The organism is Streptococcus sp. NSSLK0004, assembly GCF_059039125.1.
Map to the genome: position 1 here is coordinate 262,021 of NZ_CM180142.1, position 25,077 is coordinate 287,097.

The 25,077-nt window shown below is 41.9% G+C and carries 23 protein-coding genes; 15 read left to right on the top strand and 8 right to left on the bottom strand.

Features of this window, described 5'->3' with window-relative positions:
- Positions 1-226: 226 nt before the first annotated feature.
- The 9 genes from AC4CS8_RS01495 to AC4CS8_RS01535 all read left to right on the top strand — a co-directional run bounded on the left by AC4CS8_RS01495 (position 227) and on the right by AC4CS8_RS01535 (position 11,282).
- The gene (locus AC4CS8_RS01495; RefSeq protein ID WP_493893218.1) at positions 227-2,284 is read left to right on the top strand and encodes an LPXTG cell wall anchor domain-containing protein; all 2,058 of its coding nucleotides are present in this window, start codon (positions 227-229) and stop codon (positions 2,282-2,284) included.
- 117 nt (positions 2,285-2,401) lie between these two features.
- Positions 2,402-3,811, top strand: coding sequence for a glycosyltransferase (locus AC4CS8_RS01500; protein ID WP_493893219.1), 1,410 nt, complete (start codon positions 2,402-2,404; stop codon positions 3,809-3,811).
- A gap of 181 nt (positions 3,812-3,992) precedes the next feature.
- The gene (locus AC4CS8_RS01505; protein ID WP_493893220.1) at positions 3,993-4,868 is read left to right on the top strand and encodes a glycosyltransferase family 52; all 876 of its coding nucleotides are present in this window, start codon (positions 3,993-3,995) and stop codon (positions 4,866-4,868) included.
- Positions 4,869-4,928: 60 nt separating this feature from the next.
- Positions 4,929-5,624 (top strand): acylneuraminate cytidylyltransferase family protein, encoded by a 696-nt coding sequence (locus AC4CS8_RS01510; RefSeq protein ID WP_493893221.1) that lies wholly within the window; start codon positions 4,929-4,931, stop codon positions 5,622-5,624.
- Complete coding sequence (locus AC4CS8_RS01515) at positions 5,605-6,888, top strand: hypothetical protein (RefSeq protein WP_493893222.1); 1,284 nt, start codon at positions 5,605-5,607, stop codon at positions 6,886-6,888. The genes AC4CS8_RS01510 and AC4CS8_RS01515 overlap by 20 nt, the downstream gene beginning before the upstream one ends.
- Before the next feature lie 416 nt (positions 6,889-7,304).
- Positions 7,305-8,243, top strand: coding sequence for a dihydroorotate oxidase (locus AC4CS8_RS01520; protein WP_493893223.1), 939 nt, complete (start codon positions 7,305-7,307; stop codon positions 8,241-8,243).
- Between the two features lie 106 nt (positions 8,244-8,349).
- Positions 8,350-9,624, top strand: coding sequence for a CapA family protein (locus AC4CS8_RS01525; protein ID WP_493893224.1), 1,275 nt, complete (start codon positions 8,350-8,352; stop codon positions 9,622-9,624).
- Between the two features lie 8 nt (positions 9,625-9,632).
- Positions 9,633-10,475: a Cof-type HAD-IIB family hydrolase gene (locus AC4CS8_RS01530; protein WP_493893225.1), complete on the top strand. Its 843-nt coding sequence runs from the start codon at positions 9,633-9,635 to the stop codon at positions 10,473-10,475.
- Positions 10,476-11,282 carry a Cof-type HAD-IIB family hydrolase gene (locus AC4CS8_RS01535; protein WP_493893226.1) on the top strand — a complete coding sequence of 269 codons (807 nt, stop codon included), beginning with the start codon at positions 10,476-10,478 and terminating at the stop codon, positions 11,280-11,282.
- Between the two features lie 339 nt (positions 11,283-11,621).
- Here the strand turns inward: AC4CS8_RS01535 and AC4CS8_RS01540 are convergent, their stop codons facing one another.
- The 4 genes from AC4CS8_RS01540 to AC4CS8_RS01555 form a co-directional block, all read right to left on the bottom strand.
- Positions 11,622-12,404, bottom strand: coding sequence for an ABC transporter permease (locus tag AC4CS8_RS01540; RefSeq protein WP_493893227.1), 783 nt, complete (start codon positions 12,402-12,404; stop codon positions 11,622-11,624).
- Between the two features lies 1 nt (position 12,405).
- Positions 12,406-13,185 (bottom strand): ABC transporter permease, encoded by a 780-nt coding sequence (locus AC4CS8_RS01545; RefSeq protein WP_493893228.1) that lies wholly within the window; start codon positions 13,183-13,185, stop codon positions 12,406-12,408.
- Positions 13,178-14,161 carry an ABC transporter ATP-binding protein gene (locus AC4CS8_RS01550; protein WP_493893229.1) on the bottom strand — a complete coding sequence of 328 codons (984 nt, stop codon included), beginning with the start codon at positions 14,159-14,161 and terminating at the stop codon, positions 13,178-13,180. The genes AC4CS8_RS01545 and AC4CS8_RS01550 overlap by 8 nt, the downstream gene beginning before the upstream one ends.
- 84 nt (positions 14,162-14,245) lie before the next feature.
- Positions 14,246-14,779 carry a TetR/AcrR family transcriptional regulator gene (locus AC4CS8_RS01555; protein WP_493893230.1) on the bottom strand — a complete coding sequence of 178 codons (534 nt, stop codon included), beginning with the start codon at positions 14,777-14,779 and terminating at the stop codon, positions 14,246-14,248.
- 125 nt (positions 14,780-14,904) lie between these two features.
- Between AC4CS8_RS01555 and AC4CS8_RS01560 the strand changes: the two genes are divergently transcribed.
- From AC4CS8_RS01560 to AC4CS8_RS01570, 3 genes are all read left to right on the top strand, one after another.
- Positions 14,905-17,364 carry a YhgE/Pip family protein gene (locus AC4CS8_RS01560; RefSeq protein WP_493893231.1) on the top strand — a complete coding sequence of 820 codons (2,460 nt, stop codon included), beginning with the start codon at positions 14,905-14,907 and terminating at the stop codon, positions 17,362-17,364.
- 122 nt (positions 17,365-17,486) lie between these two features.
- A complete protein-coding gene (locus AC4CS8_RS01565; RefSeq protein ID WP_493893232.1) occupies positions 17,487-18,380 on the top strand; it encodes an ABC transporter ATP-binding protein in 894 nt (297 codons plus the stop codon).
- Positions 18,377-19,585 (top strand): ABC transporter permease, encoded by a 1,209-nt coding sequence (locus AC4CS8_RS01570; protein ID WP_493893233.1) that lies wholly within the window; start codon positions 18,377-18,379, stop codon positions 19,583-19,585. The genes AC4CS8_RS01565 and AC4CS8_RS01570 overlap by 4 nt, the downstream gene beginning before the upstream one ends.
- A gap of 45 nt (positions 19,586-19,630) precedes the next feature.
- Here the strand turns inward: AC4CS8_RS01570 and AC4CS8_RS01575 are convergent, their stop codons facing one another.
- From AC4CS8_RS01575 to AC4CS8_RS01585, 3 genes are read right to left on the bottom strand one after another with little or no spacing between them, the layout of a single operon-like run.
- Positions 19,631-20,689 (bottom strand): DUF4097 family beta strand repeat-containing protein, encoded by a 1,059-nt coding sequence (locus AC4CS8_RS01575; RefSeq protein WP_493893234.1) that lies wholly within the window; start codon positions 20,687-20,689, stop codon positions 19,631-19,633.
- A complete protein-coding gene (locus AC4CS8_RS01580) occupies positions 20,686-21,441 on the bottom strand; it encodes a DUF1700 domain-containing protein (RefSeq protein WP_493893235.1) in 756 nt (251 codons plus the stop codon). The genes AC4CS8_RS01575 and AC4CS8_RS01580 overlap by 4 nt, the downstream gene beginning before the upstream one ends.
- A complete protein-coding gene (locus AC4CS8_RS01585) occupies positions 21,428-21,754 on the bottom strand; it encodes a PadR family transcriptional regulator (protein ID WP_493893236.1) in 327 nt (108 codons plus the stop codon). Before AC4CS8_RS01585 ends, AC4CS8_RS01580 begins: the two co-directional genes overlap by 14 nt.
- A 265-nt stretch (positions 21,755-22,019) precedes the next feature.
- Here AC4CS8_RS01585 and AC4CS8_RS01590 point away from each other — a divergent pair, with 265 nt between their 5' ends.
- Both AC4CS8_RS01590 and AC4CS8_RS01595 read left to right on the top strand, forming a co-directional pair.
- Positions 22,020-22,400, top strand: a complete 381-nt coding sequence (locus AC4CS8_RS01590) for a CidA/LrgA family protein (protein WP_493893237.1) — start codon at positions 22,020-22,022, stop codon at positions 22,398-22,400.
- Entirely contained in the window at positions 22,393-23,088 is a 696-nt protein-coding gene (locus tag AC4CS8_RS01595; protein ID WP_493893238.1) for an LrgB family protein, read from the top strand. Before AC4CS8_RS01590 ends, AC4CS8_RS01595 begins: the two co-directional genes overlap by 8 nt.
- Before the next feature lie 41 nt (positions 23,089-23,129).
- Here the strand turns inward: AC4CS8_RS01595 and AC4CS8_RS01600 are convergent, their stop codons facing one another.
- Positions 23,130-23,930, bottom strand: a complete 801-nt coding sequence (locus AC4CS8_RS01600; RefSeq protein WP_493893239.1) for a formate/nitrite transporter family protein — start codon at positions 23,928-23,930, stop codon at positions 23,130-23,132.
- Between the two features lie 139 nt (positions 23,931-24,069).
- On the opposite strand from AC4CS8_RS01600, the gene gla reads away from it, so the two are divergent.
- Complete coding sequence (gla, locus tag AC4CS8_RS01605) at positions 24,070-24,915, top strand: aquaglyceroporin Gla (protein WP_493893240.1); 846 nt, start codon at positions 24,070-24,072, stop codon at positions 24,913-24,915.
- Positions 24,916-25,077: the final 162 nt, after the last annotated feature.

Consider the following 25,077-nt stretch of genomic DNA (forward strand, 5'->3'; position numbering starts at 1 on the left):
AATCGGACACTTCTACAGAATAAGACGATTTCTGTTAGAAAATAAAAATAGGATTTTAGGTGGAAAATGGAATGTGAAGAGGAGATATTTCGCACAGAAAAAAATAATTACAGAAAGAATAATGATTATTTGGATTCAAAACTCTTGCATATATTATTTTTTTTTTTATAATAGATTTGATAGTTAAAATATTTTAATTCAATTCATATTTTTTGAGGTAATTTAGATGAATAGGAAAAGTATCTTTTCGAAAGTTGCAGAAGCAGAAGGAAGACAACGGATGATACAAACGAAAGCTTATGGGCTGGTTTGTACGGTTACGCTTACCGGAGCTTTAGGTTTTTTAGGTCTTCCAAGTGTTGAAGCTGCTGAAATCAAATCTGGTCTTCAAAATACGCCGATTAATCGTGTGGCGCTAGATTCTCTATCAGATGAACAAAAGTCTCAAGTCGTTGAAGGACAGATTACAGATGTACCAATGTCATGGATTAATGATGAGACAGGGAATGTGGAGTGGATTACTGGCTTTACTCTTGTTTACAAACAAAAAGGAGAGATAGTGCCAGTCCCAGTTGAACCAGGTACAATCATTCCGCCGAAAAACGATGCCCCATCTCAAAAAGTGAGTCACATTCTTCCAAAGACAGGTACAGTAGCCTCAACAGTGCTTTCTATCGCAGGAATTGGACTTGCTAGTTTTGCAGGTTGGATAGCCTTTAGAAATAAAAAGACAAGAAAAACACTACTAATTTCTTTATTTGTAGTTGGTGGTTTAGCAAGCTCCCTAACTACTTTAGCAGCAGAAGTCGACTTTTTGTCTGTCGTTGACACGGTTTCAATTGAGCTATCCTCTCGTTTTTCACATACTGCAGCTACACATGAAGACTGGGAGTATGTGGGCTATATTCCTATTATCACTGAGGAATCAGAAACGGAAACCTCTACCACAGGTAATGTCAACATTAAATATGTGGATACAGACGGTAATGAGATTAAAGATCTTTACAACTTGGTAGCAAACGGAGTAGTGTCTACTACAACGACTACTACAACGACTATTGATGGCGTTGCAAGCTCCAAAGAAGAAACAATTGCCTCAGGTCTGACATATGATGCTACAACCCAAAAACCAACGACCATCACCTATGATGGCAAAGTATATGAGTTTGTCCAAGTCAAAGATGGCGATGTAGAGCAAGGTCTTGTTAAAGAAGGTACAACAACCGTTACTTACATCTACAAACATGTACCGCAAGTGACGACAAAAGTTAGTGAGTCAAATGTGACTGGTAGTGTCAATGTCAGGTATGTGGATACAGACGGTAATGAGATTAAAGATCTTTACAACTTGGTAGCAAACGGAGTAGTGTCTACTACAACGACTACTACAACGACTATTGATGGCGTTGCTAGCTCCAAAGAAGAAACAATTGCCTCAGGTCTGACGTATGATGCTACAACCCAAAAACCAAATCTCATCAGCTACAATGGTCAATACTATGAGTTTGTCCAAGTTCAAGATGGTGATGTAGAGCAAGGTCTTGTTAAAGAAGGTACAACGACTGTCACTTATATTTACAAACTTGCTCCAAACACGACGGAAACGACTTCCACGCCTGTAACAGGTACTGTCATCACTCGCTACGTGGATATTGATACGGGTGAAGAGATTGTTTCTGGATCAACAATCGTGGACAATGGTGTAGTTGCTAATCGGACTACAACAATTGTGCGTGATGCGGCAGGTGAAGTAGTATCTGAGACAACAGAGACTGTACCGACCGGTTTGACCTACGATACAACAGCTGATAAAACAGCGAAGAATGCAGAGATTGCTTTGATACGGCTTCCGGTTTTAGAAATGATTGATTATAATGGAAATCTCGTTACTCCGGATGCGGATGGATATGTGACTGTAACGGAAACTAAAACATGGAGTGGAGGCACAATAACAACTTCAGACTATCAAACGGTCTATGATTTTGTGGAATACCATTATATGCAGAATGTGAACCCAACGAAACTTTCTATAAAGAGTCTTGTTATTACTCCTGAAGGGGATTACTATTCTGTTACTGCTGTTGTTGAATACACATATTATATAGGAAGTAAAACAGTCGGTTATTCCTTTGTTAGCGTGGATGAGGCTGAAGAAGGTGCGGTGGAAGAAGGAACTAAAAAAATCACCTACTACTATCGTCGCCAAGCCTATGAGGCAGAAGCAACAACTGGAATAGCGATGACTATTAGGCCAGCAGAAATGACGACCTCGATGCCAGAGTAATCCAGTACTGAACCCCAAAAGCGAACAAGAGTGCCTTTTGTTATCAGAAGAGCGAACTTGTTCGCTTTTTCTACAGGAAATGAAAACAATAGACTTTAATAGAAAGTGGGAGAAGTAATGACAGTCTATACCGTCAGACGATTTATGTCGCCTAAAATATTTGGTTATGAATCCACCCAAACCTACCGGCATGCCATACTAAGAAAGCACGGCATCGCCAATAAATTTCTCATAACCACCCCCTTTGTGCTAGAGCATAGTTACCAGCGCTTGCAGTTCATGGGCTTTGATCCAGAAGATGTCGTTAACCTTCCGAGCACCTACTCGGATATGGATGTGAGGACCTTTACCTATACCCTTGCAGACTTCGAGCAGACCTTAGAGGTGGGAGCTGAGCTATTACAGGAAGGGCCTCAATATAAAATCTATAAGGTGTCCGATGGCTTCCTTGATGTTGATACTAATCCAGATGGTTTTGTAGTTGGTATCTTGCATCGCAACACCAACTTAGAAATTGTTTCGACTACCTTTTGTTCCCAAGGTCCCTATTTTACTGCCTATGGGAATCAAGAACAATCCTTTGAGTACTATAATAGAGATGGTTCTATCGCTATTTCTGGCGATTATAAGGGCCCAACGGAAAATCAAGCAGCCTCCTATTATCTGGATGGGGAAGAACTAAAAGAAGAGGACTTGGTTATGCGTTATCTGGATGAGCATGGGACTGAGAAGGATGTTATCATAAAAGATCAGCTGCAATCTCACTTTCCTGGCCTGATAGACTATGCTGAGGAGAGGGGGATTATCTATCGAGATGTCTTACACTATAACCACTATCATGGACTGGAAAACACCAGTAGCTATCATATGGATCTTCCAACTAAGCTACTGACGGCCAGTCCCTATCTCAATCAGCGACTGGTAGAAGATGGGTATGACGCTACATTTATCCATCCGGTAGGTGTGGCGGTTTCCTCTCAGCCGCCAATGGGATTGTCCTCTAACAAAGTCTTTCTTTCAAGCCACTTTAACAAGATTAAGCGGGTCGAGATGGCTATTGAAGCCTTTCGTCAGGTGCCGGAATTAGAGTTGCACATCTACGGTGGAATGGCAAATGAAGTTGAAAAGTTTAAGAAAAGTCATCAGATTCCTGACAACGTTATTCTGAAGGGCTTTGTAGATACAGCCCTTATCCCACGCCATACCTATGCGGCCTACCTTTCTTGTTCTATCAGTGAAGTGTATGCCAATGCTATGGTCGAAAGCTTGGGAGTTGGTTTGATTCCCCTTCTTTCAAAGATTGACTATGGCCATAATCAAGTTTTGGAGAAATTAGACTATGGAACGGGTTTTGATACGGTTGAAGAGTTAGTAGAACTATTGAGAAAATTTGCGACTTGGCAAGTGGACTACCGCAAGGAAATCTCAAAAAAGGTACTAGAAATCGCTCAGGAGTTTTCTCATGAAGAGGCTGAAAGAGCCTTGCTCAACTGGCTAAAATCGGTCGGCTCCAGAGATGTAAGTTGAAGACACTTTCTTTGTGAGAAGGCTTAAGCCGTTACGGTCTAACGTGTTTTTCCTTGAATATGGAATTTTTGGCAGACTGGATTAAAGAACGGGATTTTGATGAAAAAATAGATGAGGAATAGCATTGAGAAATTTAATATTTTGCCAATCTCCCTTTCAGCTTAAGGTTGCATTGGCAGTCATGCAGTTACAACCGGAGGATACCTGGGATTTGGCTATCTTCAAGAATCAGCTAGTTGCAATCAAGTGGACGCCTTTGTTGGAACAACTTCCACCAAGTGTGCAATTACACTTACTCGACCACAGTACAGATGATACATTATATCAAGGAGTTTCTTCCCTGCCGTCGGCAGTCGACTATCTCTATTTGGCTTCGCTTGATTCCGTACCGGTTTCGATTTATCTCGAATTACACCCTGATACCAAGATTAAAACCTTTGATGATGGGACAGCTTCTGTTTTAAAGTCTGGAGTTTTTGGAACTCCTGGCCAAATCGATACATTTAAGCACTTGCATCCATCTTGGAATCAAGAGCGTATAAAGGCTTCGTCCGTAGAACATTACACCGTATTTGATATTCCAAGCATTATCCCTGCACCAGTGCTTACCAAACTATCTCTAGCTTTTGAGGTGGGGGATGGAAGCGATGAGAAAAAGCCTTTGGCTCGTGTCTTCATTGGTCAAGAAATCCAAGATTCCAGAATAGATACTGCTAGCTATACTCAGGCTGCCTGTTTGCAGTTGGGGATTGATTTTTATCTAAAACATCCAAGGAGGCCGATGGATATTTCCTATGTCAATCAAGTGGAGACAGAACTTCTGGCAGAGGATTTTGTTGTTGGCCTGTTAGCTGACTACGAACGGGTGGAAGTCTATCATTATTATTCCACTACAGCCTTGTTGCTAAAAGATCTACCCAATGTGGAAATACGAGGGATTATGGTATCGGGCGCAAAGCTATTGCAAGACGAACTGGCAACTTTTGGGTTAACATTTAATAAGCTCGCCTACTATGTTTCGCTAGTAAAAGAGCAAGGGGAGAATGATGAAGCTTGAATAACTGAATGATTAGAGTTATATGAGATGTAGTGGCATTGTTGAGATTGGAGGTAAAGTGTGAGGGTAGCAATTATTCCAATGCGGTCTGGTTCCAAAGGGGTAGTACATAAAAATATTAGAACGATAGGTGGTAAGCCCTTAGTGTGTCATACGATAGATTTGGTTTTAGCCAGTCAACTGTTTGATGAAGTGGTGGTATCAACAGACTCTGAAAGCTACATGAGTCTATTGTCCTCCTATTATGGCGACAAGCTGATTTATATCAATCGTCCAAGTGAATTAGCGACAGATACTTCTCCGATGGCAGAGACCATACTGCATGTCTTTGCAGAAAGAAGTTATGCTTCGGATACAGTATTTATTGAATTTCAAGTGACATGTCCCTTGCGGTCTGTGGCTTATATTCAGGATTTTGCAAGGTCGTGGTCAGATATCTTTAGTGCCTGCATTACAGTCAAGCCATTTGATAGGAACGTATCCTTAGTAGCACCATTACTAGCAAATGGTCTATTTCACTTACCAAAGTTGGACAATATGAAAACCAATCGGCAGTCACAAGGGTTACTTTATTACCCTGATGGTTCCATGTGGATGTCTACTGTGGGTAAATTTTCTGAGAATCAGTCCTTTTACACCGCGTCTACGTTTGGTTATTTGTCACCTGGATGGTCACAGTATGATATTGATACAGAATTAGATTTCTTTGTAGTAGAGCAGTTGATGAGGAAAGTAGATGAATCGATTATCTCATAAACAATTGTCTATCATGTTTTTATATGATTTTGGTCGGTCATTGGCGGAGAATAGTTTGAAGTTAGTAACTGCTTTGCTTCTATCCCTCTATCCTGTAGCGGGGTATGCTAGTCACTATTTACCTTATGTTTCAGTGATTGATTCGCTATTGCCTTTTTTAGCTGTGACCTACACTATGGTGTGGGCGGCATTTACATCACAGTTTCCAAAGTATGTTGTGGAGCACGCCAATCCCTACATTTTCATAAAAAATGCATTGTATCTTGTATACTTGTTTCTCTTGCCTTTAAGTCTTATTCTGTTGCTTGGTTCATCAGTCATTATCAAAAGTCTAGGGTTACCTTATGAGGAAGTTTTCCCCTACTATCTTGTCTATATCTTAAGTGTTCTACTGACCAATCCGATTGGTTTGCTGATTCCTACTTATTATCGGGTGAGTTTACAATCGGGGAAGGCGGTTCTCTTGTCGTGGATGATGTGTATCGTCACCATTGTTGGTTTATTTTTTGTCATCCTAATCAAGCCGCTTGGGATAGTCGCATTTCCGATTGTATCAGCAGTTGCCAATAGCATTCCATTCGGTTATTTCTTGATTGAAAATCCTCAATTTCTAAAAGGTTTTGATTTTAACTGGGAGTTGATAAAGACAATATTTCGGCAGGCAAAGTGGGAAGTCGTTCGTTTTCTTATCCCTCGAGTAGCTAATATGTTTATAACTGTTGGTCTGTATCAGATTTCTCCTTCCTTAGCTAGTGCCAAATATATTATATCGAGTGTATTATTGATTTTAGATGGATTTGTGTCATCGTCCAGTAACGTTTCGATGATTAACATTTCTCACAATTATGGGATTGGTCATAAGGATATTCAAGAGGGGAGAAGATTTATCTTATGGCTGAGTTGGGTTTCTTTAACAGTAACTTCTATGCTTGTGATTGGGTCATCTGGCTGGTGGTTACCATTTGTTAGTAAAGACTCGGGTGCGCTTTCATCTATTACACCGATGATATGGGGACTGGGAATCGCTGAAGTAGCTTTGCGGATTCGGTATTACAATCTTCTATCTATAACCAGAGTAGCTTATTCTAAACATAATGGAGTCCTGCAATCCATGTTTGGTTTCATATCAGCATTCGGGGCAACTTTCTTGATTCCAATTTTTGCAGGACGAGAGCTTTTAGGGGCTAGTTTAATCACTTTATCTATTATGTCCATTCAGTGGTTTATTTGCGAACTATATGTAAGGTATCAAAAAATAATATAAACCCATGTTAGAGGTGGTCGGCTGATTATTAAAATAAATGAATTTCTGGAAAATAGGGTTGAAGAAGGAGTTATAATAATCTTGACAATGGGATGACTCTTTTTCTCCTGGATGAAGAAAAAGATGAGCAAGACAAACCAAAACAGTAGGGTGGTTTAAATGTTCCCTTATATAAGAAGTACAGAAAAAGTCTTTCTTGCTTACTTCGTAAATTTTAGCACGATGAAAGGAGTCCGACAGGGACTCTCTTTTTAAAATACGAACATTGACAGTGCTTTGCCTGAACTCGGGAGAAGCTATGCTATAATAAAACAAATAAAAAAGACGCTCTTAATTGTGCAAGTCAGGAAAGCAATCGTTTTTTCCTTAGTTGACTAAAAATACTTGGCATATATTGAGCGAAAATAGGAGGAAAGATGGTTTCAACAGCGACAACACTGGGTGGATTTAACTTCGATAATTGTTTGATGAATGCAGCAGGGGTTTGGTGCATGACCAAGGAAGAGTTGGAAGCGATTAAGGATTCAGCGGCAGGAACTTTTGTAACCAAGACAGCAACTTTAGATTATCGTGCGGGTAATCCTGAGCCACGCTATCAAAATGTGCCACTAGGGTCGATTAATTCCATGGGCTTGCCAAATCAGGGCTTGACTTACTACTTGGATTATCTACTAGAATTACAGGAATCGGATCCAAATCGAACATTTGTTTTGTCCTTGGTGGGTATGTCACCTGATGAGACCCATGAGATTTTGAAAACTGTTCAAGCCAGTGATTTTAAGGGTTTGACAGAATTAAATCTTTCTTGTCCAAATGTCCCAGATAAGCCACAGATTGCTTATGATTTTGAAACGACAGAAACCATCTTACGTGAGGTTTTTAGCTATTTCACTAAACCGTTGGGAATCAAATTGCCACCATATTTTGATATTGTTCATTTTGATCAGGCAGCGGCGATTTTTAATCAATTTCCTCTAAAGTTTGTCAACTGTGTGAATTCGATTGGAAATGGACTGTATATTGAAGACGAATCAGTCGTTATCAAGCCTAAAAATGGGTTTGGCGGTATCGGTGGAGAATACATCAAACCAACAGCTTTGGCCAATGTTCATGCTTTTTACCAACGCTTAAAACCTGAAATTCAGATTGTTGGAACAGGTGGTGTTTTGACAGGGCGTGATGCCTTTGAGCATATTCTTTGTGGTGCTAGTATGGTTCAAATCGGAACAACTCTTCAAAAGGAAGGGGTAGCTGCTTTTGAGCGAATCACTGCCGAATTGCAAGCAATTATGGTTGAAAAAGGCTATGAAACTATTGAAGATTTTCGTGGGAAGTTACTCTATATTGAAGAATAGTGACCTAGGACTGGAATTACTCCAGTCTTTTATTTTTTCTAGATTTTCCTTTAAAAATAGACTATACTAGAATATGAAATAGATGGACAATTAGATGGAGGTTATAATGAAAAGAAGACGAAATCGAGTTGGGAGACGACATAAGAAAAAACAGTTACACTGGGTATATATCGTTTCAAGTATTGTACTCTTGTTGGGGATAACCATTTTTGCATTCGGATGGCTTCGTCAGACAGGAAAGCAGAGTCAGGTAGTACCGAGTTCTCAGTCGACTACTGGAGAAAGTCAGTCTGCATCCAATTCGGCGAATCCTGTTCAGACAGCTCGAATTATGGCCCATGGGGACTTGCTCTACCACGATATTCTTTACATGAGTGCGGAACAGTCGGATGGTTCTTACAATTTTTCTGAGAACTTTACTTATGTTAAGCCTTGGCTTGAACAAGCAGACCTGGCAATTGCAGACTTTGAAGGAACGATTTCGCCAGATTATGGCTTGGCAGGCTATCCTCTTTTCAATGCACCAGCTGCGGTAGCGACAGCTATGGCTGAGGCGGGTTATGATGTGGTGGACTTGGCCCACAATCATATCTTAGATTCGCAATTACCAGGCTTGATTTCAACCGTCAATACTTTTAAAGAAGTTGGAATCGACTCGATTGGTGTCTATTCCGAGGGAAATAGGAGTACAGCACCCCTCTATATTCGGGAAGTCAATGGGATTAAGATTGCTATTCTAGGTTATGCTTATGGATTTAATGGTATGGAAGGTAACCTGACTCAAGAGGAATATGACGCTTATCTGTCAGATTTTTCAAAGGAAAAAATGCAGGCAGAAATTGAACGTGCAGAGCAAGAGGCAGATATTACCATTGTGATGCCGCAAGCAGGTGTAGAATATCAATTGAATCCAACAGAAGAACAAACAACTCTCTATCATGAGATGATTGTGTGGGGAGCAGATATTGTTTTAGGGGGGCATCCTCACGTTGTCGAGCCTGCAGAAATTGTCGAAAAAGATGGTCAACGTAAGTTGATTGTCTATTCCATGGGGAACTTTCTCTCCAATCAACGGATTGAAACCATGGAAGGTGTAGTTAATGCCCAGTGGACAGAGCGAGGAGTGTTGATGGATATCACGCTGGAGAAGAAGGACGGGGTGACAACTATTCAGACGGCACAGGCTCAGCCTACTTGGGTTAGCAAGGTTTCTAAGGGAACCTATTCGAAAGAAGGTCACGAGCAATTCACCTACCAGACCTTAATCTTAGCTGATTTTATTGAAGGTGGTGTTCATAGGAATCAAATTGATGAAGAAACAAAACAACGTATCGACACCGCTTATCAAGAGATGACTGCTCTTATGAACTTGAGTTGGTAGGAAGATACATGGATATTCAGTTAATTGCGACCGATATGGACGGTACATTTTTAGATGAAAAGGGGCGAGTGGATCGCGAGCGGTTTGCTAGGCTTTTGGAAAAATTGGAGGTCAGGCAGATTCCTTTCGTCATCGCAAGTGGTAATGGCATGGATCGTCTGTTGCAACTCTGCAAAGAATTTGAGAATCGCTTGATTTTCGTAGCTGATAATGGTGCCCATATTTATCAATCGGGGCAGACGCGGGTTCGTAGGGTAATGACAGAGCAGGATTTGCGAGCAGTCTTGGATTTTTTTGAAGGGAAATGGGCAACCATATGCCTCATGCTTGCCAATGATGATGTGATTTACATGCAAACTGGTGCCAACCGACCCTTTTCGGACGCAGATTTGCCAATCGAAGAAGTCCAAATGCAAGCCTTTCTAGAGCGGGTTCGTTATGTAGAGGACTTGCGGCTACTAATAGACAAGGAAACGTTTTACAAATTAGGTTTCTGGGTACCTGAATGTCAAGTAGAGGAGTGGACTAGCTCCTTCAATCAAGCCTTTGCAGGACGCTTACAGGCGGTAACTAGTGGATATGGTTCAGTAGATATTCTGCCTACCGGCATTCACAAAGCTTGGGGATTGGAGCAGGTTTTGGCAGAACTCGGACTCTCTCCAGATGCTGTTCTGGCTTTCGGGGATTCGGATAATGACCTGGAAATGCTAGAATTGGTGGGCTATTCCTATGCTATGGAGAATGCGACGGACAAGGTCAAAGCAGTCGCCAAGTATATTGCACCTGCCCATGATCAAGCTGGCGTTTTCCAAGTGATAGAGGCTTATTTAGAACAAGAAGAGGACAAGTAGATGATTCGATTAGTAGCTTTTGATATGGACGGGACCTTCCTTAACTCCCAAAACGATTACGACCGCTCACGATTTGCGATGATTTTTACGGCCTTGCAGGAGAAAGGGGTGCGGGTGGCTGCGATTTCGGGCAACCAGTACCAGCAGATTCGTTCATTTTTTCCGCAACAAGCAGAGCAGATGACCATTGTATCGGAAGTCGGAGCTGTTATCGTTGAAAATGGTATCCGTATTCAACTCTGGCATTTTGACAAGGCGACCGTAGAAGTGTTGATAGACCTATTGGCGCAGAAGAACTTACTAGACCGCTGTTCTATCAGTGGTACCAAGGCGCTCTATTATGCAAAATCAGCTCCAGAAGATTTTAAGCGTGTGATTCAAAAACACAATGATATCTGTGTGGAGATTGATAGCCTACTTAACTTACCAGATGATGAGTTCACTATTTTGACCTTGGACCTGCCAGGTCAGGACATAGCAGAGCTGGTCAGTCAGTTGAATGCTGTCAGTCAAGGAAAGGCGCGTGCAGTATCGAGTGGTTTTAATTTCATCGATATTGTACACCCCGCAGTCAACAAGGGAGTAGCTTTAGATTTTCTGGCAAAACGCTGGAATATCTCACCCGATGAAATCATGACCTTTGGTGATAGTGGCAATGACCTTGAAATGTTGGAGTATGCCACCCATTCCTATGCCATGGAAGGCAGTCCAGAAGAAGTGATGCAGGCAGCTAAGTTTGTAGCACCCTCGAACGACCAATCCGGTGTACTAGAAGTCATTGAACAAGTCATTTTGGCTGAGAAATAAAAAAACAGCTTGATACTCTCTACGAGTATCAAGCTGTTTTGTTGTTGTGGGCCGAGTTAGCGTTTATCAGGCTTTTTCTTATTTCTAAGAAAATGAATGCCTTTTAGAATACCAAACAGTCTACTCTTAATAGGTAATAGTTTTGCCTGAAAAGAAGTGTTTATACTCTCTGTGTAAATAATAGAGAGCTGGCCTCCAATATGTCAGGTGATTGCAAGGACAGTCGACTACCGTCGACCTTTATTTCCAACTTAAAGAAGTCCCTCGGACTAATCCAAATGTTAGCTAGCTTTCGCTAGCTCTCATCTCCCACTTGAGCAAGTCTATCCGTAGACTTGCTCAACCACCTACACTCGTGAACTTGGTCATGCCGTAGCGGAAGAGTTTGTAATTAATCGCAAATAGGATGAGGACAACCAGCGGTAAAATCAGTCCCCACATGGATAAATCTAGGAAGTAGAGGGCTGGGAAATAGGCTGTAAAGGCATAAGGGAAGACAAAAATCAGTAAGATTTGAATGATTTTTGGGTAGATATTGAGAGGATATTGGGCCATCTGATTGAGGGCGAAGATGCCCATGGTCAGCGGAAAGGATTCTACAATCCAAAATGCCAAAGCAGTAGGCCCAAGTTGAATGGTTGCATACAGTAGACCAATACAAAGGCTGATAAAGACGAGTAGAAGTAGTTTTTCGATAGTCCATTCCAAGCCCAATTCATTGGAAGCTTGGATAAGAGCAATAGAGCCGATCAGAGTCGTTCCGATTCCTTGTGGCTGGATTCGTTCACAAATAAGCTGAAAGAGTGGATTGACTGGCATAAGGAGGAGTCGTTCAAACTCTCCTTGTCGGATATAGCGACTGCCGAACATCCAAAGATTATCAAAGAATATCAAGTGGATGGAGCGTCCGACGGTCGCAATACCATAGATAAAGAGCATTTGACCGTAGTTGAAACCAGCAATTTCCTTGATGTTTCCAAAGAGGATGTTCAGGAAAATCAGGTAGACAATTTGTTCAATCAAGGAAGAAAAGAGTCCAATGAAGAAATCTACTCGAAAAGACATTTGCGCCATCATGTAGACTTTAATATTATACAAATAAAGACTGATATATTTTCTCATCTTACCCTCCAAAAATCACAATGCGGCGTTTGGCTTGGGACCAAAGTAGGGCGATGAAGCAGGCAAGAATCGGTATCCAGAGAATCTGCAAACTCAGGGCTGTTAGATCGCTTTCCTGTCCCAATAAAATGGAAACTGGAATGTTAACTGCATAATTATAGGGCAAGACTTTCAAAAAGTTTTCCACAGCCTGTGGATAGAAGCTGAGCGGTAAGAGAGCACCCGAAGCTAGATTAAAGAGTCCAGTCCGTAGGAGCATGACACCCCAAGCGTTGACCGTAAAAAATGCTAAAAACCCAAATGCCATATCTAAGAGTTGAACGATGAACATGCCGAGGATGGAGCTGACTAGAAAGAGCAAAATAGTTTTCCCGTCAGGTAGATAAAAGTCTTGATGGACAAGTAGGATGCCGATAAATACCAAGGCAAATTTGAAGAGTTCTAAGAGCTTATTTCCCAGGTCTTTGAAAAACAGCGCTAGGATAAAGGAATAAGGTCTGAGAAATTCCCCAGCAATGCTTCCTTGCAAAATGCTATAGGATAAATCTTGACCAAGTGAGAAGGAATTTAAACTGGCTAGTAGATTGGCAAAGATGATGTAGGTAGTAAAGGTTTGGAGGGTGAAGCCATTGACTTCTGACTGGGTAAAGAAAATAGTCTTCCAAACATAGAGAGCCACCAAGATTTTCACTGCCAGTGAAACGAAGGTGGCCACAAAGAAGGCCTTATATTGTAAGGCAGTCATCATAATCAGGCGGGTCATATAGAAATATTTACGCATGAATACCCTCCTCATAAATTTGGCGGACCATGGTTTCAATTTCCAATTCTTTCATGGTAACATCTTCCACAGTAAAGTGATTGAAGACTTGCTCAATCACCTGAGCACTGGTCCAAACTTTACTTTGGTAGTGGATTTCAAAATGAAAGTCATCTATTCGTTCAAATTCCCAGCCTTCTAGTTGCAAGACTTTTTCAATCGGCTTTTCTGTGGAAAAGAGAATGGTCTTCACTGTGGAAAAGCGTTCTTTGAGGACGGTCAGTGAACCATCGTAGACTTTCTTGCCCTTATCAATGATAAAGATCCGCTCACAGAGGCTCTCGATGTCCTTCATATCATGGGAAGTAATCAAAAAGGTGGTCTGGTATTGCTGATTCATATAGCGGATGAAGGAGCGAATGGTCTCCTTGACACTAGCATCCAAGCCGATTGTCGGTTCATCTAAGAATACAACGGCAGGCTGGTGGATAAAGATAGCAGCAAACTCACACCGAACCCGTTGACCGAGTGAAAGGTTGCGGATGGGTTGTTTCATGATGTCTGCTAAATCCAATAAGTCAATCAAGACAGCCAGTCTTTCTTTGAAGACTTTATCTGGGACATCGTATATTTTAGCATGGAGAATAAAAGACTCCTGCACAGGCAAATTCCAATCTAGATGGGATTTTTGTCCAAAAAGTACGCCGATTTGTTTGTTGACCGCCTTGCGGTGTTCTTGCGGATTGAGTCCGTTGATTTTTACTTGCCCTTGGTCTGGAAAGAGGACCCCTGTCAGCATCTTAATCGTGGTAGATTTACCAGAACCGTTGGAGCCGATATAGCCAATAATTTCTCCTTTTTTAACTTGCAAAGAAATATCTTGGACAGCAGGAATTGATTTTTTCTTAGGTTTGAAAAAAGCCTTGATAGAGCCTTTTAACCCCACTTCCTTATCAATAATCGAATAGGTTTTTGAAAGATTCTCTGCTTGGATCATGTCTAACCTCCTTGTTGAAAACGTTTGCGTAGCAATGAGACTATTATACCACTTTTTATGAAAGGTGCTAGTAGAAAATGAGGGTTACGGTAACATTTTTATCAGAAAATCAGTCATAAATTGAGGCGATTCTTTTTTACCGTTTTTTATCCATGCTTGCATGATGCCAAAGAAGGCGTGTGAAAAATAGATGTTACGGTATTCTTTCTCAGATGGTGCTAAATCTTCTTTTCCAAGTCGTTCTGCTAAGTCATTTGCGATGAGCAGACGGACTTTATTGATAAGAAACTGTTGGATTTCCTGTGTACCATTGTGAGTCAGTAGGGCAGAAAGGAGTTTTTCGCGGTAGAGTAGTTCAAAAATCTCTAGGAAAAATGTTTGGCGATTTCCATCATAGTGGTCAAATATGGTCTCTAATTTATGAAAAAGACCTTGTTGGTAGGAATCGATTAATTCGTACTTATCCTTATAGTGGGTATAAAAACTGGAGCGACTGATCCCTGCTGTCTGAGCTAGATGAGTTGTTGTGATTTCGTTAAAACCCTGTGATTCTAGGCAGGTGACCATGGCTTCTAAAATGGCTTGACGTGTTCTTTCTTTTCGATTATCTGTTCCCATGTTTTCTCCTTTTGAACATTTTTAGACACATTGTCTAAAAATGAATCTTCTGACTTGATTTTGAAATCGAGACTTGTATAATATATTTTATCAGTTTTTGGACAGTATGTCTAAAGGAGTTGCTTATGTCAGAGAAAGTAAAGAATTTTTTCAAAAAACCAATGACCTTGATTACCATTCTTGGTATTGCTTGTGTCCCAGCCTTATATAATATTAGTTTTCTAACGTCTATGTGGGATCCATACGGTCGCCTAGACCAATTGCCTGTAGCAGTTGTTAACCAAGACCAGTCGGCGACCTTTCAAGATAAGACTTTGACCATTGGCGACGATATGGTGGATAGTATGAAAGAGAGTAAGAGTCTGGATTTCCATTTTGTATCAGAAGATAATGCGGAGAAGGGTTTGGCTGAAGGGGACTATTATATGGTCATCACTCTTCCAGAAGATCTATCAGAGAAAGCCTCAAGTCTCTTGACGGATCAGCCTGAGCCACTAACAATTTCTTACCAAACTTCTAAAGGACATAGTTTTGTGGCCTCCAAAATGGGCGAGTCGGCTATGGAGAAATTAAAGGAGTCTGTCTCAGAGACTATTACTGAAACCTATACGACAGCCGTTTTTGATAGTATGGGTGAGATTCAATCTGGGATGGTTGAAGCAGTAGATGGGAGTCAACAATTGGCAGATGGTGCTGGTCAATTAGAGACAGGAAGTCAGACGCTTTCAAGCGGGTTGTCTACTTTAACGTCTTCTGGGCAAACACTTGTCACAGGAGCCAATCAATTAGCCACAGGAATTGTTACTTATACTGACGGAGTGAATCAAGCTGCAACAGGGAGTCAGACGCTTTCAACTGGTCTAACGACTTATACAAACGGTGTGGCAAGTCTTGCTTCAGGTGCGGAGCAGTTAAATGCGAATTCTTCTCAGCTTATTGCTGGAGTAGGGCAACTTCAATCAGGAGCTAGTCAAGTCGAGCAGCTTGTTACAGGAGCCAATCAATTACAGGCAGGTCTGGAGCAATTAGCTAGTTCAACTAGTCTATCAGCTGAACAGTCAAGCCAGCTACAAGCGCTCTTGACAGGGCTTCCTCAGCTACAAACTGCTATCAATCAATTAAACGATAGCGTCTCAAGTCTGGGAGGAGTTGCTGTAGATACAAGCAGTCTATCGAATTTATTGACAGAGATGGAGGCTCAAGCTCAAGGGTTGTTGACTGCAGCCCAAGCTGATAAAACAGCCAGCATTGAAGCCTTGCAAGCAACAACCACTTATCAAAACTTGACTGCTGATCAGCAGGCTGAATTGGTTAGTGCCCTTCAAAATTCTCCTTCAACAACAGCAACAGCAGCTCAAACAATTTTAGGACAGCTGTCACAACTCAGTCAAGCCTTATCTAGTTTACAAAGTCTTTCTAGTCTTGGAACTCAAGTCAGCCAATTGCAAGTGGCGGTGGGACAGATCAACACGGCTGCCAATCAAGCTCTTCCAGGAGCAACAACAGCTATCGAAAACCTATCAAATGGCTTGAGTCAGGTCAACACAGCCTTGAACCAACAAGTCTTACCGGGAACTCAAGCACTAACGAGTGGTGTTGGTCAGCTGCAAACGCAACTGTCAAGTGGAGCAAATCAACTCATGTCAGGGGTTGAAGCCTACACAGCAGGGGTTTCCCAACTAGCGACAGGTGGAGCTCAGTTGGTTGCGAACAATACTAGTATTCAATCTGGCGGAAGCCAGTTGACATCAGGGTTAGCCACCTTGGCAGCAAACTCAAGTCAACTGGTCAGTGGATCAGGACAGCTTGCTTCAGGTAGTCAGCAATTGATTTCAGGGGCTGATCAACTTTATGGCGGAAGTCAAACCTTAACCAGTGGTATTTCAACCCTTCGTACAGGTAGTGAAACCCTGACACATTCACTCAGTGATGCCAGTCAACAATTATCAGTCGTTTCTGTAGATGAGAAAAACGCTCAGGCCGTTTCTCAACCAGTCACCTTGGAACACAGTGATAAAGATGATGTGAAGACCAACGGTGTCGGTATGGCTCCGTACATGGTGTCTGTTGCGCTAATGGTTGCAGCATTATCAGCGAATGTTATTTTCGTCAAACACATTGATAATCGTTCCTATAAAAATCGTTGGGATTGGGCCAAAGGAAAACTATTACTCAATGGTACGATTGCTAGTCTAGCAGCACTTATTCTTTATGGCGTTCTTCTACTGATTGGGGTAGATCCAGCTTATCCTCTAGCAACCTTGGGAATGATTTTCCTAGCTTCTTGGACCTTTATGGCGCTCGTCACAGCCTTGGTGGGTTGGAACAATCGTTTCGGTTCCTTTGCAAGTTTAATTATCTTGCTTTTACAACTCGGTTCAAGTGCAGGTACTTACCCAATCGAGCTCAGCCCACGTTTCTTCCAAGTTATTCAGCCATATTTGCCAATGACCTATTCTGTTTCAGGACTTCGTCAAACTATTTCTATGGTTGGAGATAGTGGTCATCAAGTAGGAATGCTCAGTCTCTTCTTGATTGGATTTATGAGCCTGGGACTGGTTATTTATCAGCCATCTAAAGAGTAGTATTTTTGGACAATAGCAGAGCAAGTTACTTGTTCTGTTATTTTTTGCTTTTTTTTCCGTGTGCTCTTTACATTGTATGAAAAAAAGTGTAAACTGATAGCAATAAATTTTAGGAGGTTAAGATGTTAGAAGTTCGTCACTTATGTAAAAGTTACGGGAACAAGGAAGTCTTGAAAGATATTTCTTTCACGATTCCGTCTGGAACGATTTGTGGCCTGGTAGGAAAAAACGGTGCAGGAAAAACTACTTTTTTCCATTCTCTACTTCGTTTTGTTAGCTACGAGGGAGGGATTCTTTTGGACCAAAAGTCTGTTACGCCAGCTTTGTTCAAAAAAATCGGTTACCTACCAGAAGAACGCAGTCTGATGCCGAAACTCACGGTCTTTGAGCAGGTTCGTTATTTAGCAAGTCTCAAGGGCATGACGAGTAAAGAAGTGGCAGAAAAACTACCAGTCTGGATGGAAAAGTTGGAAGTCAAGGGAAAGGTGACGGATAAGATTAAGAGTCTGTCCAAAGGAAATCAGCAAAAAGTCCAGCTGATTGTTACCTTGATTCATGAACCAGACTTGATTATCTTGGATGAGCCTTTTTCAGGACTAGACCCTGTCAATACAGCCCTTCTCAAGCGTGTGATTTTGGAGGAAAAAGAGCGGGGAGCGACCTTGATTTTCTCTGATCATGTCATGACTAATGTGGAGGAGTTGTGTGATCAGCTCTTGATGATTCAAGATGGGCAGCTGGTGCTTAATGGAGGCATTCAGGAAATTCGTCGTCAGTTTGGACGGACTCGCTTGTTTGTGTCATCGGATGTTCCAAGGGAACGCTTAGAGGACCTGCCTCACGTTCTATCTATCCAGATGACCAATCAGGACAAGTGGCGGTTGGTCTTGGATGATGAGGCTGCAGGACCAGAATTGTTCCACCTTATTAGTGGGGGAGACTATTTGGCAACCTTTGACCAACAAGCTCCAACCATTGATGAAATCTTCAAAATGAAATCGGGGGTGGCAGAATGAACTCATTATTTCTCGTTGCAAAAGAAACCTATCTCCGTCAGGTTAAATCTTGGTCCTTTGTCTTCATGGTTTTTGCTCCCTTTATTATGATTTTCTTCTCGCTGGGGATAGGATATTTGACAGGTTCTGGCATGGACCAAGCTGGTCAAGAGATTGCTCTGATTAGTTCAGACCAGTCTGCCCAGTCTGCATTTCAGGATATGGAGGGAATTATCCTAGACTATGCTGATGAAGCCAGTGCTAAAAAAGCCCTCGAGAGTGAGGACTTGCTGGGCTACTTGACAGTAGAAGTGGTAGATGGTCGGTACCAAGCGGTCTATCACGGAAATGACTTGCCAAGTACAGAAACAGAAACTGCTATCCAGCAAACTTTGGCAGACTTACAGACTCAAAGTAATATCCTATCAGCTAACTTGACACAAGAGCAAGTGGCGACTTTGGTACAGACAGCAGACTATCAGGTCCAGTTGGTTGAAAATAAGGGCTACGAAAAACTGGCTAAGTTCATCCTATTCTTTGCTTTGATTTTCTTGCTTTATGTATTGACCATGATTTATGCTTCAACAACGGCTCAGGAAGTGGCGAGTGAGAAGGGGACCAAAATCATGGAGGTTATCTTTTCTAGTGTGCCAGCTTCCACCTATTTCTACGGACGGATTCTGGGGATTTTTATGGTGATTGCAACCCATTTGGGAATCTATGCTCTGGGAGGTTTGGGTAGTTACCAGTTTGCTTCTATGGCTCTCATCGCCGTGCAGGATAATCCTTTGGTCCAGAGTATTTTATCGGGCTTTGACTGGTTCCTTCTCTTCTTTTCTCTCTTTGGTCTAGTCTTGATTGTTGTGATAGCAGCCTTGTGTGGCTCCTTGGTGGTCCGTCAGGAAGATGTCAATAAGGCAGTCCAACCTGTCATGTATCCGATTATTTTAGGATTTATTGGGGCTATGACCTTGGGGCAGCAGGCTCAGGAGCCGATCTTGCTCAAAGTGGGATCCTACATTCCTCTTCTTTCGACCTTCTTTATGCCAATTCGTATCATTAACGGTTGGGCAAGCAGTATGGAAGTTGGAATCTCGCTGATACTACTGATTGCTACAACGGTTGCTGCGATTTACTTTATCGGTAAATCCTATGCAGGTTTGATTCTGCAGACCGATGATATCGGCTTGTGGAAGAGTTTGAAGAAAGGTTTGTCTAGTAAATAAATAAGAAAGCAAACCAGCCTAGATATCTAAGCTGGTTTTTCTTTCTTATTCTGATAGACCGAGGTTGACAATCGCATTGGTGGCTTCAATAGTCAATTTATTCTTGCTGTTTTTGTTTTCCAAGGTCAATGTTTGCTTGTCATCTTCGGTTTTGACAGGTAATTTCGCATATTTATTGGCTGTGAAGATACCGAGGCTATCTAATTGCCTTTGTAAATATGTGTCTTGGTTGAACATCTCTTCCAAATCAGCCTCATCTTCGTAGTAGTATCCTTGGGCATCTGCCAATTTTTTCTTGTCTATCTGAAGGCTGATGGACAAGTTGCTATCTGCCAAGCTCTTGTCCGTTAGGTCTAGGTTTGTCGTAGAGGAATAGGTGTCAGATGGGGTGAAGCGATTGTCACCTAGAAGGGTTACTTGTTTGCTATCAAGCTGGGTGTAGCCCTCAATGGTCACCGCCTCCAAGCTGGTGTCAGTTAGACGGAGGCTACTTCCCTGAAGGCTGACCTGTGTATCTTTGAGCTTGGACTGTGTCGCTTGAAAATAGCCGGTTTCAATCTGACCGCTGTCAAGGATTACATTGTCAAGGTGGACACCGCCAGACAGGTCTGCCTCTTTGATGTGGATATTTTCAATCGTGAAACCGCCAAAATCATAGAAGTGAAGGCTGTGTCCCTCTAATTTATTAAGGATCTCTCCTTTTGGAACTTCAATAGTTACGGAGAAGACATTGATACGACGGTGGGCCAAACTTTCTCCCAAGAACTGCATGATTCCCTCAATGGCAAATTCTTGTTCTTGTACAGAGAGGGTTAAAACGCCGTCTTTCTCACTGAGTTTGAGAGGGGGTTGGATGTTGTTATCGGAGTTGGCATAGGTTACATGGTAGTCGCTATCGTTAGACTCCTTGATGTAAACACTGTGGGGGATAAAGTCAATTTTAATGGTATTCAGATCCGTGAAGGTCTTGTGAATTTCCGTCGGAGCAGCAACCTCTTCCAAGCGGGTCACACCTCCAGTGAAAAATCCAATACCGGCTAGGATTAAGCCAGCAATCAGGCAGACAAAGCCGATGATGATTGCAATTGTTACTTTCTTTTTCATGCTCGTTTACCTCGTTTCAAGATCCATTTGAAGCAAGTCTTGACCAGTCGCCAAGACCAGTAAGCGAAAAATCCAGTCAGGATATAGAGAAGAATAGCGCCGCCAATTAAGGACAGTCCTGCGCCAAGTCCCATGAGGAAGATGCTAACCCCCTCTGATAGAAGGCTACACCCTTCCCAAATCAAGTAGCCACCGCTGGTGATGAGGACGATTCCTAGAGCAAATCCGCCAAAGATGAAGGCAAGTAGCAGGAAAATCAAGCCCAACAAACCACCTAATAAGATGAGAAGTAACGGAAGGGTGACTGGTAGGGAAACTACTGCCAAAATGGCCAGCCAGAGTGTTCGTTTGGTTTGGCTAAAGGTGCGGAAGTAGCGACCGACCAAGAAGGCACCGATCATCAGGGTAATCAGTAGTGGGATAACACCGATAAACTCCCCCATGACAAAGAGGAGGAAGAAGGAGAAGAGGGCTACCATACTTAAGCCACCCAGTCCAGCCCAGTGTTTCCAGTTGAGTGGGGCTGGTTCTTGTTGCTCTTTGTCTTCTTGGATTTGCTTATCGAGCATATTATTAATTAGCTCGCTAGCGGCTTCTTTTGGTGAGCCTAGTTCTTCGATGATGTCAGCTTCCCGCTCAGGCCCTGCTTCGTCAAAATACTCCTTGAAGAAGTTAATGGCCTCGAAGTATTCCTTGTGGGGCAGTTTTTTCAGGTGCTTTTCCAACTGCTCCATGTACTCAGTTCTTGTCATGGCGAACGCTCCCTTCTATAATCCCGTTAATCGTCGTTGTGTAGATATCCCAATCATCTTTGAGCTGGACCAGCTCTTCATGGCCCAGCTGGGTCAGGCTATAATACTTTCGCATTCGGCCTTGGTATTCTTGGGAGTAGGTGGTCAAAAAGTCTTTCTGCTCTAGCTTTTTCAGGATAGGATAGAGGGCCGACTCCTTGATGTTGGCAATGAGTTTAATGGTCTGACAGATCTCATAGCCGTAGGAATCATCGGATTCCAGAATGGCCATGATGAGAAATTCTATCAGCACTGCGGGGACTGGAAAGTGCATAGGTTTCTCCTTTCTTCGTATGTTGAAATATATTATATATAAAATTTTATTATATACTAAATATACACCTATAGACATGGATTGTCAAGTATTTATACAACCTGAATTCTGATAAATTTTCTCGTGTAAACGTTTTATGACCTTGAAAAATATTTTCAGAGTAGTAAACTTATTGTCAGAAAGAAATACCCTATCACGATGTTACAGTTGTTAACGATTGGATAGAGCTCGGAAAATCTTGGAAATAGGTCGCTTTGGAGGAGCTATGAAGTTATATGTTCAGTTTATGATCATTCTGATATTTTCGTTTTTAGGAGAAGCTATTTCTAGCTTTTTTCATCTGCCCATCCCGGGTAGTATCATTGGATTGATCTTCCTGTTTCTAGCCTTAGAATTTAAGGTCATCCGCCTGCGTCATATCAATACGGTGGGGAATTTCCTATTAGCCAATATGACCATTCTCTTTCTCCCTACTGCTGTAGGAATTATGGAGCGATTTGATGCGATTAAGAATTTCTTACTTCCTATCGTTCTGATTATTTTTGGAGCCATTTTTCTGAATATCTTAGTGATTGGTCTGGTTGTCCAATTCGTTAAGAGACAGTTTGAGGGAGATTACGTTGATATAGAGGTGAAGCATGACTGAACTTTTTTCAAATCCAATTTTTGGAATTCTGCTCTCCATAGGGGCTTACTTACTGGGGATGTTGCTCCATAGGAGATTTCCCCATCCTATTACAACGCCACTTTTAGTTGCGACGGGCTTGATTATTCTATTTTTGAAGCTGACAGGCATCTCCTATACAGATTATTATGCCGGAGGAGCCTACCTCAACACACTTATCGTTCCTTCTACAGTTGCGCTTGGTATTCCTCTGTATCGTTCGTTTCATCTGATGAAACACCATATTCGCAGTATTCTCCTGGGGATTTTTGTGGCCTGTATCGTGAATACCAGCTTTACCGCGATTGTTGCCAAATTATTCGGAATGGATTATTTCCTAGCCATCTCTCTTTTTCCAAAGTCTGTTACGACGGCCATGGCTGTTGGGATTACGGATAAAATGCAAGGGATTGCAACGGTGACCTTGGTTGTTGTCGTTGCCACAGGGATTTTGACAAGCGCCCTTGGACCTGTTTTTCTGAAAGTATTAAACATCGCAGATCCTGTCGCAGTTGGTCTCGCTCTGGGTGGGACAGGGCATGCTATCGGAACAGGTACAGCGATAAAATACGGCCGTACCCAAGGAGCCATGGCGGGGTTGGCCATTGGGATTACAGGGGTTATGTATGTCGTGATTAGTCCGATTGTTGCACAAATTATACTAAAATAAAACACTACGATTGAAATGCAACCGCAGTGTTTTTTGATGGGCTAATCTACATATAAACTTGATTGGTTGTTCAGCCAACTGTAGAGCAATCCAATGCAAATTCCTCCGCCGATATAATTTCCTAAACCTGAGAAGAGGAAATTGCTCAACACGCTCATCACCGTCATCCCCTCAACAGCTCCGCCATTTGCAAAGAAAGCAAGAGAAAAGGTTGAGAAGTTGGCGATAACGTGTTCATAGCCGAGAAAGGCAAAAATGAAGATGATGAAAATCAGAGAAATCATGCGTCCGGCATCATCTTTTATCCGTAAAAAGCTGAAGACACCGATATTGACAACGATATTGGCAAAAATCCCTTCGATAAATTGAGTTGCGGGTGCCTTGCCTAATTTTGTCACAGTTGCTTCGAATAAATAACTGTGTGCATCGATATGCTGATAGGGTAGGGTGAGAGAGATAAGATAGCAGACGAGGACTGCACCGATAAAGTTAAAGAAGATACAGGTTGCCAGCATCTTGATAGCTGTTTTGGTTGGAATTATTTTTCGATGAATGGCAACTGTCATGTACATCATATTGGAGGTTCCCAATTCTGCATTCATATATAAAATCATGAGTAGCCCCCAACCAAACATCAATCCATAACTAAACTTCCCGAGTCCTTCTGCGACATGGTTGAGTTTGTCTGCTGTATAAAGAGAAATGACAATCCCCAATCCTAAATAAAGGCTGGCTAACATCGATCGAACAGCGTAGGCAGAAAAGCTGTGTTCAAACAAATCTGCTTTTTTCTTGATACTCTTTTCAAGTGTATACATTAATGTCTCTGGGTTAGCTCCCATCCTAATCTCCTTACTGAATCTACTACTTTTTCGAGTAAACGTTTTCTTTTTGCTTAATAGCTTTACTTTGTTTATTATACTTGATAAAATGGTTGATGTCCAAAAAAAATTCAACATTTGAAAGGAAATTAGGAAAAATATGGATGTAACATGGACAGTGAAATATATCACTGAATTCTTAGCAACAGCTTTGCTGATTATCCTCGGTAACGGTACCGTTGCAAACGTTGACCTTAAAGGTACTAAAGGAAACAACTCTGGTTGGATTCTGATTGCAATCGGTTATGGTTTGGCAGTTATGATGCCGGCTCTTATGTTTGGTAATGTATCTGGTAACCACATTAACCCAGCCTTCACACTTGGTTTGGCTGTTTCAGGTCTCTTCCCTTGGGCACATGTTGCTCAGTACATTATTGCTCAGTTTTTGGGAGCAATGTTTGGTCAGTTGGTAGTCGTAGCGGTTTATAAACCTTACTTCATGAAAACTGAAAATCCAAATCATATCCTCGGTTCATTCTCTACTATCAGTGCACTTGATAACGGTACACAAGAAAGCCGCAAAGCAGCGACTATCAACGGTTTCTTGAATGAGTTCGTTGGTTCATTTGTATTGTTCTTCGGTGCCCTTGCTTTGACAAAGAACTTCTTTGGTGCAGAGCTTGTTGGTAAAGCTATTGAACAAGGTTATGACAAAACAGTTGCTGAGACAATGGCTGCTCCGTTTACAGCAGGTTCAATTGCTGTCGCTCACATTGGCATTGGTTTCCTTGTTATGGCACTTGTTGCCGCAGTCGGTGGTCCAACAGGTCCAGGTCTGAACCCAGCGCGTGACCTCGGTCCACGTATCGTTCACCATCTCTTGCCAAAATCAGTCCTAGGTGAGAACAAATCGGATTCTAAATGGTGGTATGCTTGGGTTGGAGTATGTGCACCAATCATCGCATCCATTCTTGCGATTGCTTTGTTTAAATACCTGTACTTATAATATATAGAATAAACTCGATATGAGAACGGCTTTAAAAAAGTAGATGTTATCTAAATTTTTAGCTTGATTACTATCGGGTTTTTCTTTTTTGTAATGGGAGTGATAATGAAATACTTGAAATTTAAAATAGAATGTTACTAGCTGTTTCTTTCTAGTAACATT

Bases quoted from the DNA above. Each gene is read 5' to 3' on its own strand.
- AC4CS8_RS01570 (WP_493893233.1), top strand. From the start codon at position 18,377: ATGAACTCATTATTTCTCGTTGCAAAAGAAACCTATCTCCGTCAGGTT.
- AC4CS8_RS01540 (WP_493893227.1), bottom strand. From the start codon at position 12,404: ATGAGAAAATATATCAGTCTTTATTTGTATAATATTAAAGTCTACATG.
- AC4CS8_RS01575 (WP_493893234.1), bottom strand. From the start codon at position 20,689: ATGAAAAAGAAAGTAACAATTGCAATCATCATCGGCTTTGTCTGCCTG.
- AC4CS8_RS01590 (WP_493893237.1), top strand. From the start codon at position 22,020: ATGAAGTTATATGTTCAGTTTATGATCATTCTGATATTTTCGTTTTTA.
- AC4CS8_RS01585 (WP_493893236.1), bottom strand. From the start codon at position 21,754: ATGCACTTTCCAGTCCCCGCAGTGCTGATAGAATTTCTCATCATGGCC.
- AC4CS8_RS01515 (WP_493893222.1), top strand. From the start codon at position 5,605: ATGAATCGATTATCTCATAAACAATTGTCTATCATGTTTTTATATGAT.
- AC4CS8_RS01555 (WP_493893230.1), bottom strand. From the start codon at position 14,779: ATGGGAACAGATAATCGAAAAGAAAGAACACGTCAAGCCATTTTAGAA.
- AC4CS8_RS01565 (WP_493893232.1), top strand. From the start codon at position 17,487: ATGTTAGAAGTTCGTCACTTATGTAAAAGTTACGGGAACAAGGAAGTC.
- AC4CS8_RS01505 (WP_493893220.1), top strand. From the start codon at position 3,993: ATGCAGTTACAACCGGAGGATACCTGGGATTTGGCTATCTTCAAGAAT.
- AC4CS8_RS01550 (WP_493893229.1), bottom strand. From the start codon at position 14,161: ATGATCCAAGCAGAGAATCTTTCAAAAACCTATTCGATTATTGATAAG.
- gla (WP_493893240.1), top strand. From the start codon at position 24,070: ATGGATGTAACATGGACAGTGAAATATATCACTGAATTCTTAGCAACA.
- AC4CS8_RS01580 (WP_493893235.1), bottom strand. From the start codon at position 21,441: ATGACAAGAACTGAGTACATGGAGCAGTTGGAAAAGCACCTGAAAAAA.
- AC4CS8_RS01500 (WP_493893219.1), top strand. From the start codon at position 2,402: ATGACAGTCTATACCGTCAGACGATTTATGTCGCCTAAAATATTTGGT.
- AC4CS8_RS01520 (WP_493893223.1), top strand. From the start codon at position 7,305: ATGGTTTCAACAGCGACAACACTGGGTGGATTTAACTTCGATAATTGT.
- AC4CS8_RS01545 (WP_493893228.1), bottom strand. From the start codon at position 13,185: ATGCGTAAATATTTCTATATGACCCGCCTGATTATGATGACTGCCTTA.
- AC4CS8_RS01600 (WP_493893239.1), bottom strand. From the start codon at position 23,930: ATGGGAGCTAACCCAGAGACATTAATGTATACACTTGAAAAGAGTATC.
- AC4CS8_RS01530 (WP_493893225.1), top strand. From the start codon at position 9,633: ATGGATATTCAGTTAATTGCGACCGATATGGACGGTACATTTTTAGAT.
- AC4CS8_RS01525 (WP_493893224.1), top strand. From the start codon at position 8,350: ATGAAAAGAAGACGAAATCGAGTTGGGAGACGACATAAGAAAAAACAG.
- AC4CS8_RS01595 (WP_493893238.1), top strand. From the start codon at position 22,393: ATGACTGAACTTTTTTCAAATCCAATTTTTGGAATTCTGCTCTCCATA.
- AC4CS8_RS01535 (WP_493893226.1), top strand. From the start codon at position 10,476: ATGATTCGATTAGTAGCTTTTGATATGGACGGGACCTTCCTTAACTCC.
- AC4CS8_RS01560 (WP_493893231.1), top strand. From the start codon at position 14,905: ATGTCAGAGAAAGTAAAGAATTTTTTCAAAAAACCAATGACCTTGATT.
- AC4CS8_RS01495 (WP_493893218.1), top strand. From the start codon at position 227: ATGAATAGGAAAAGTATCTTTTCGAAAGTTGCAGAAGCAGAAGGAAGA.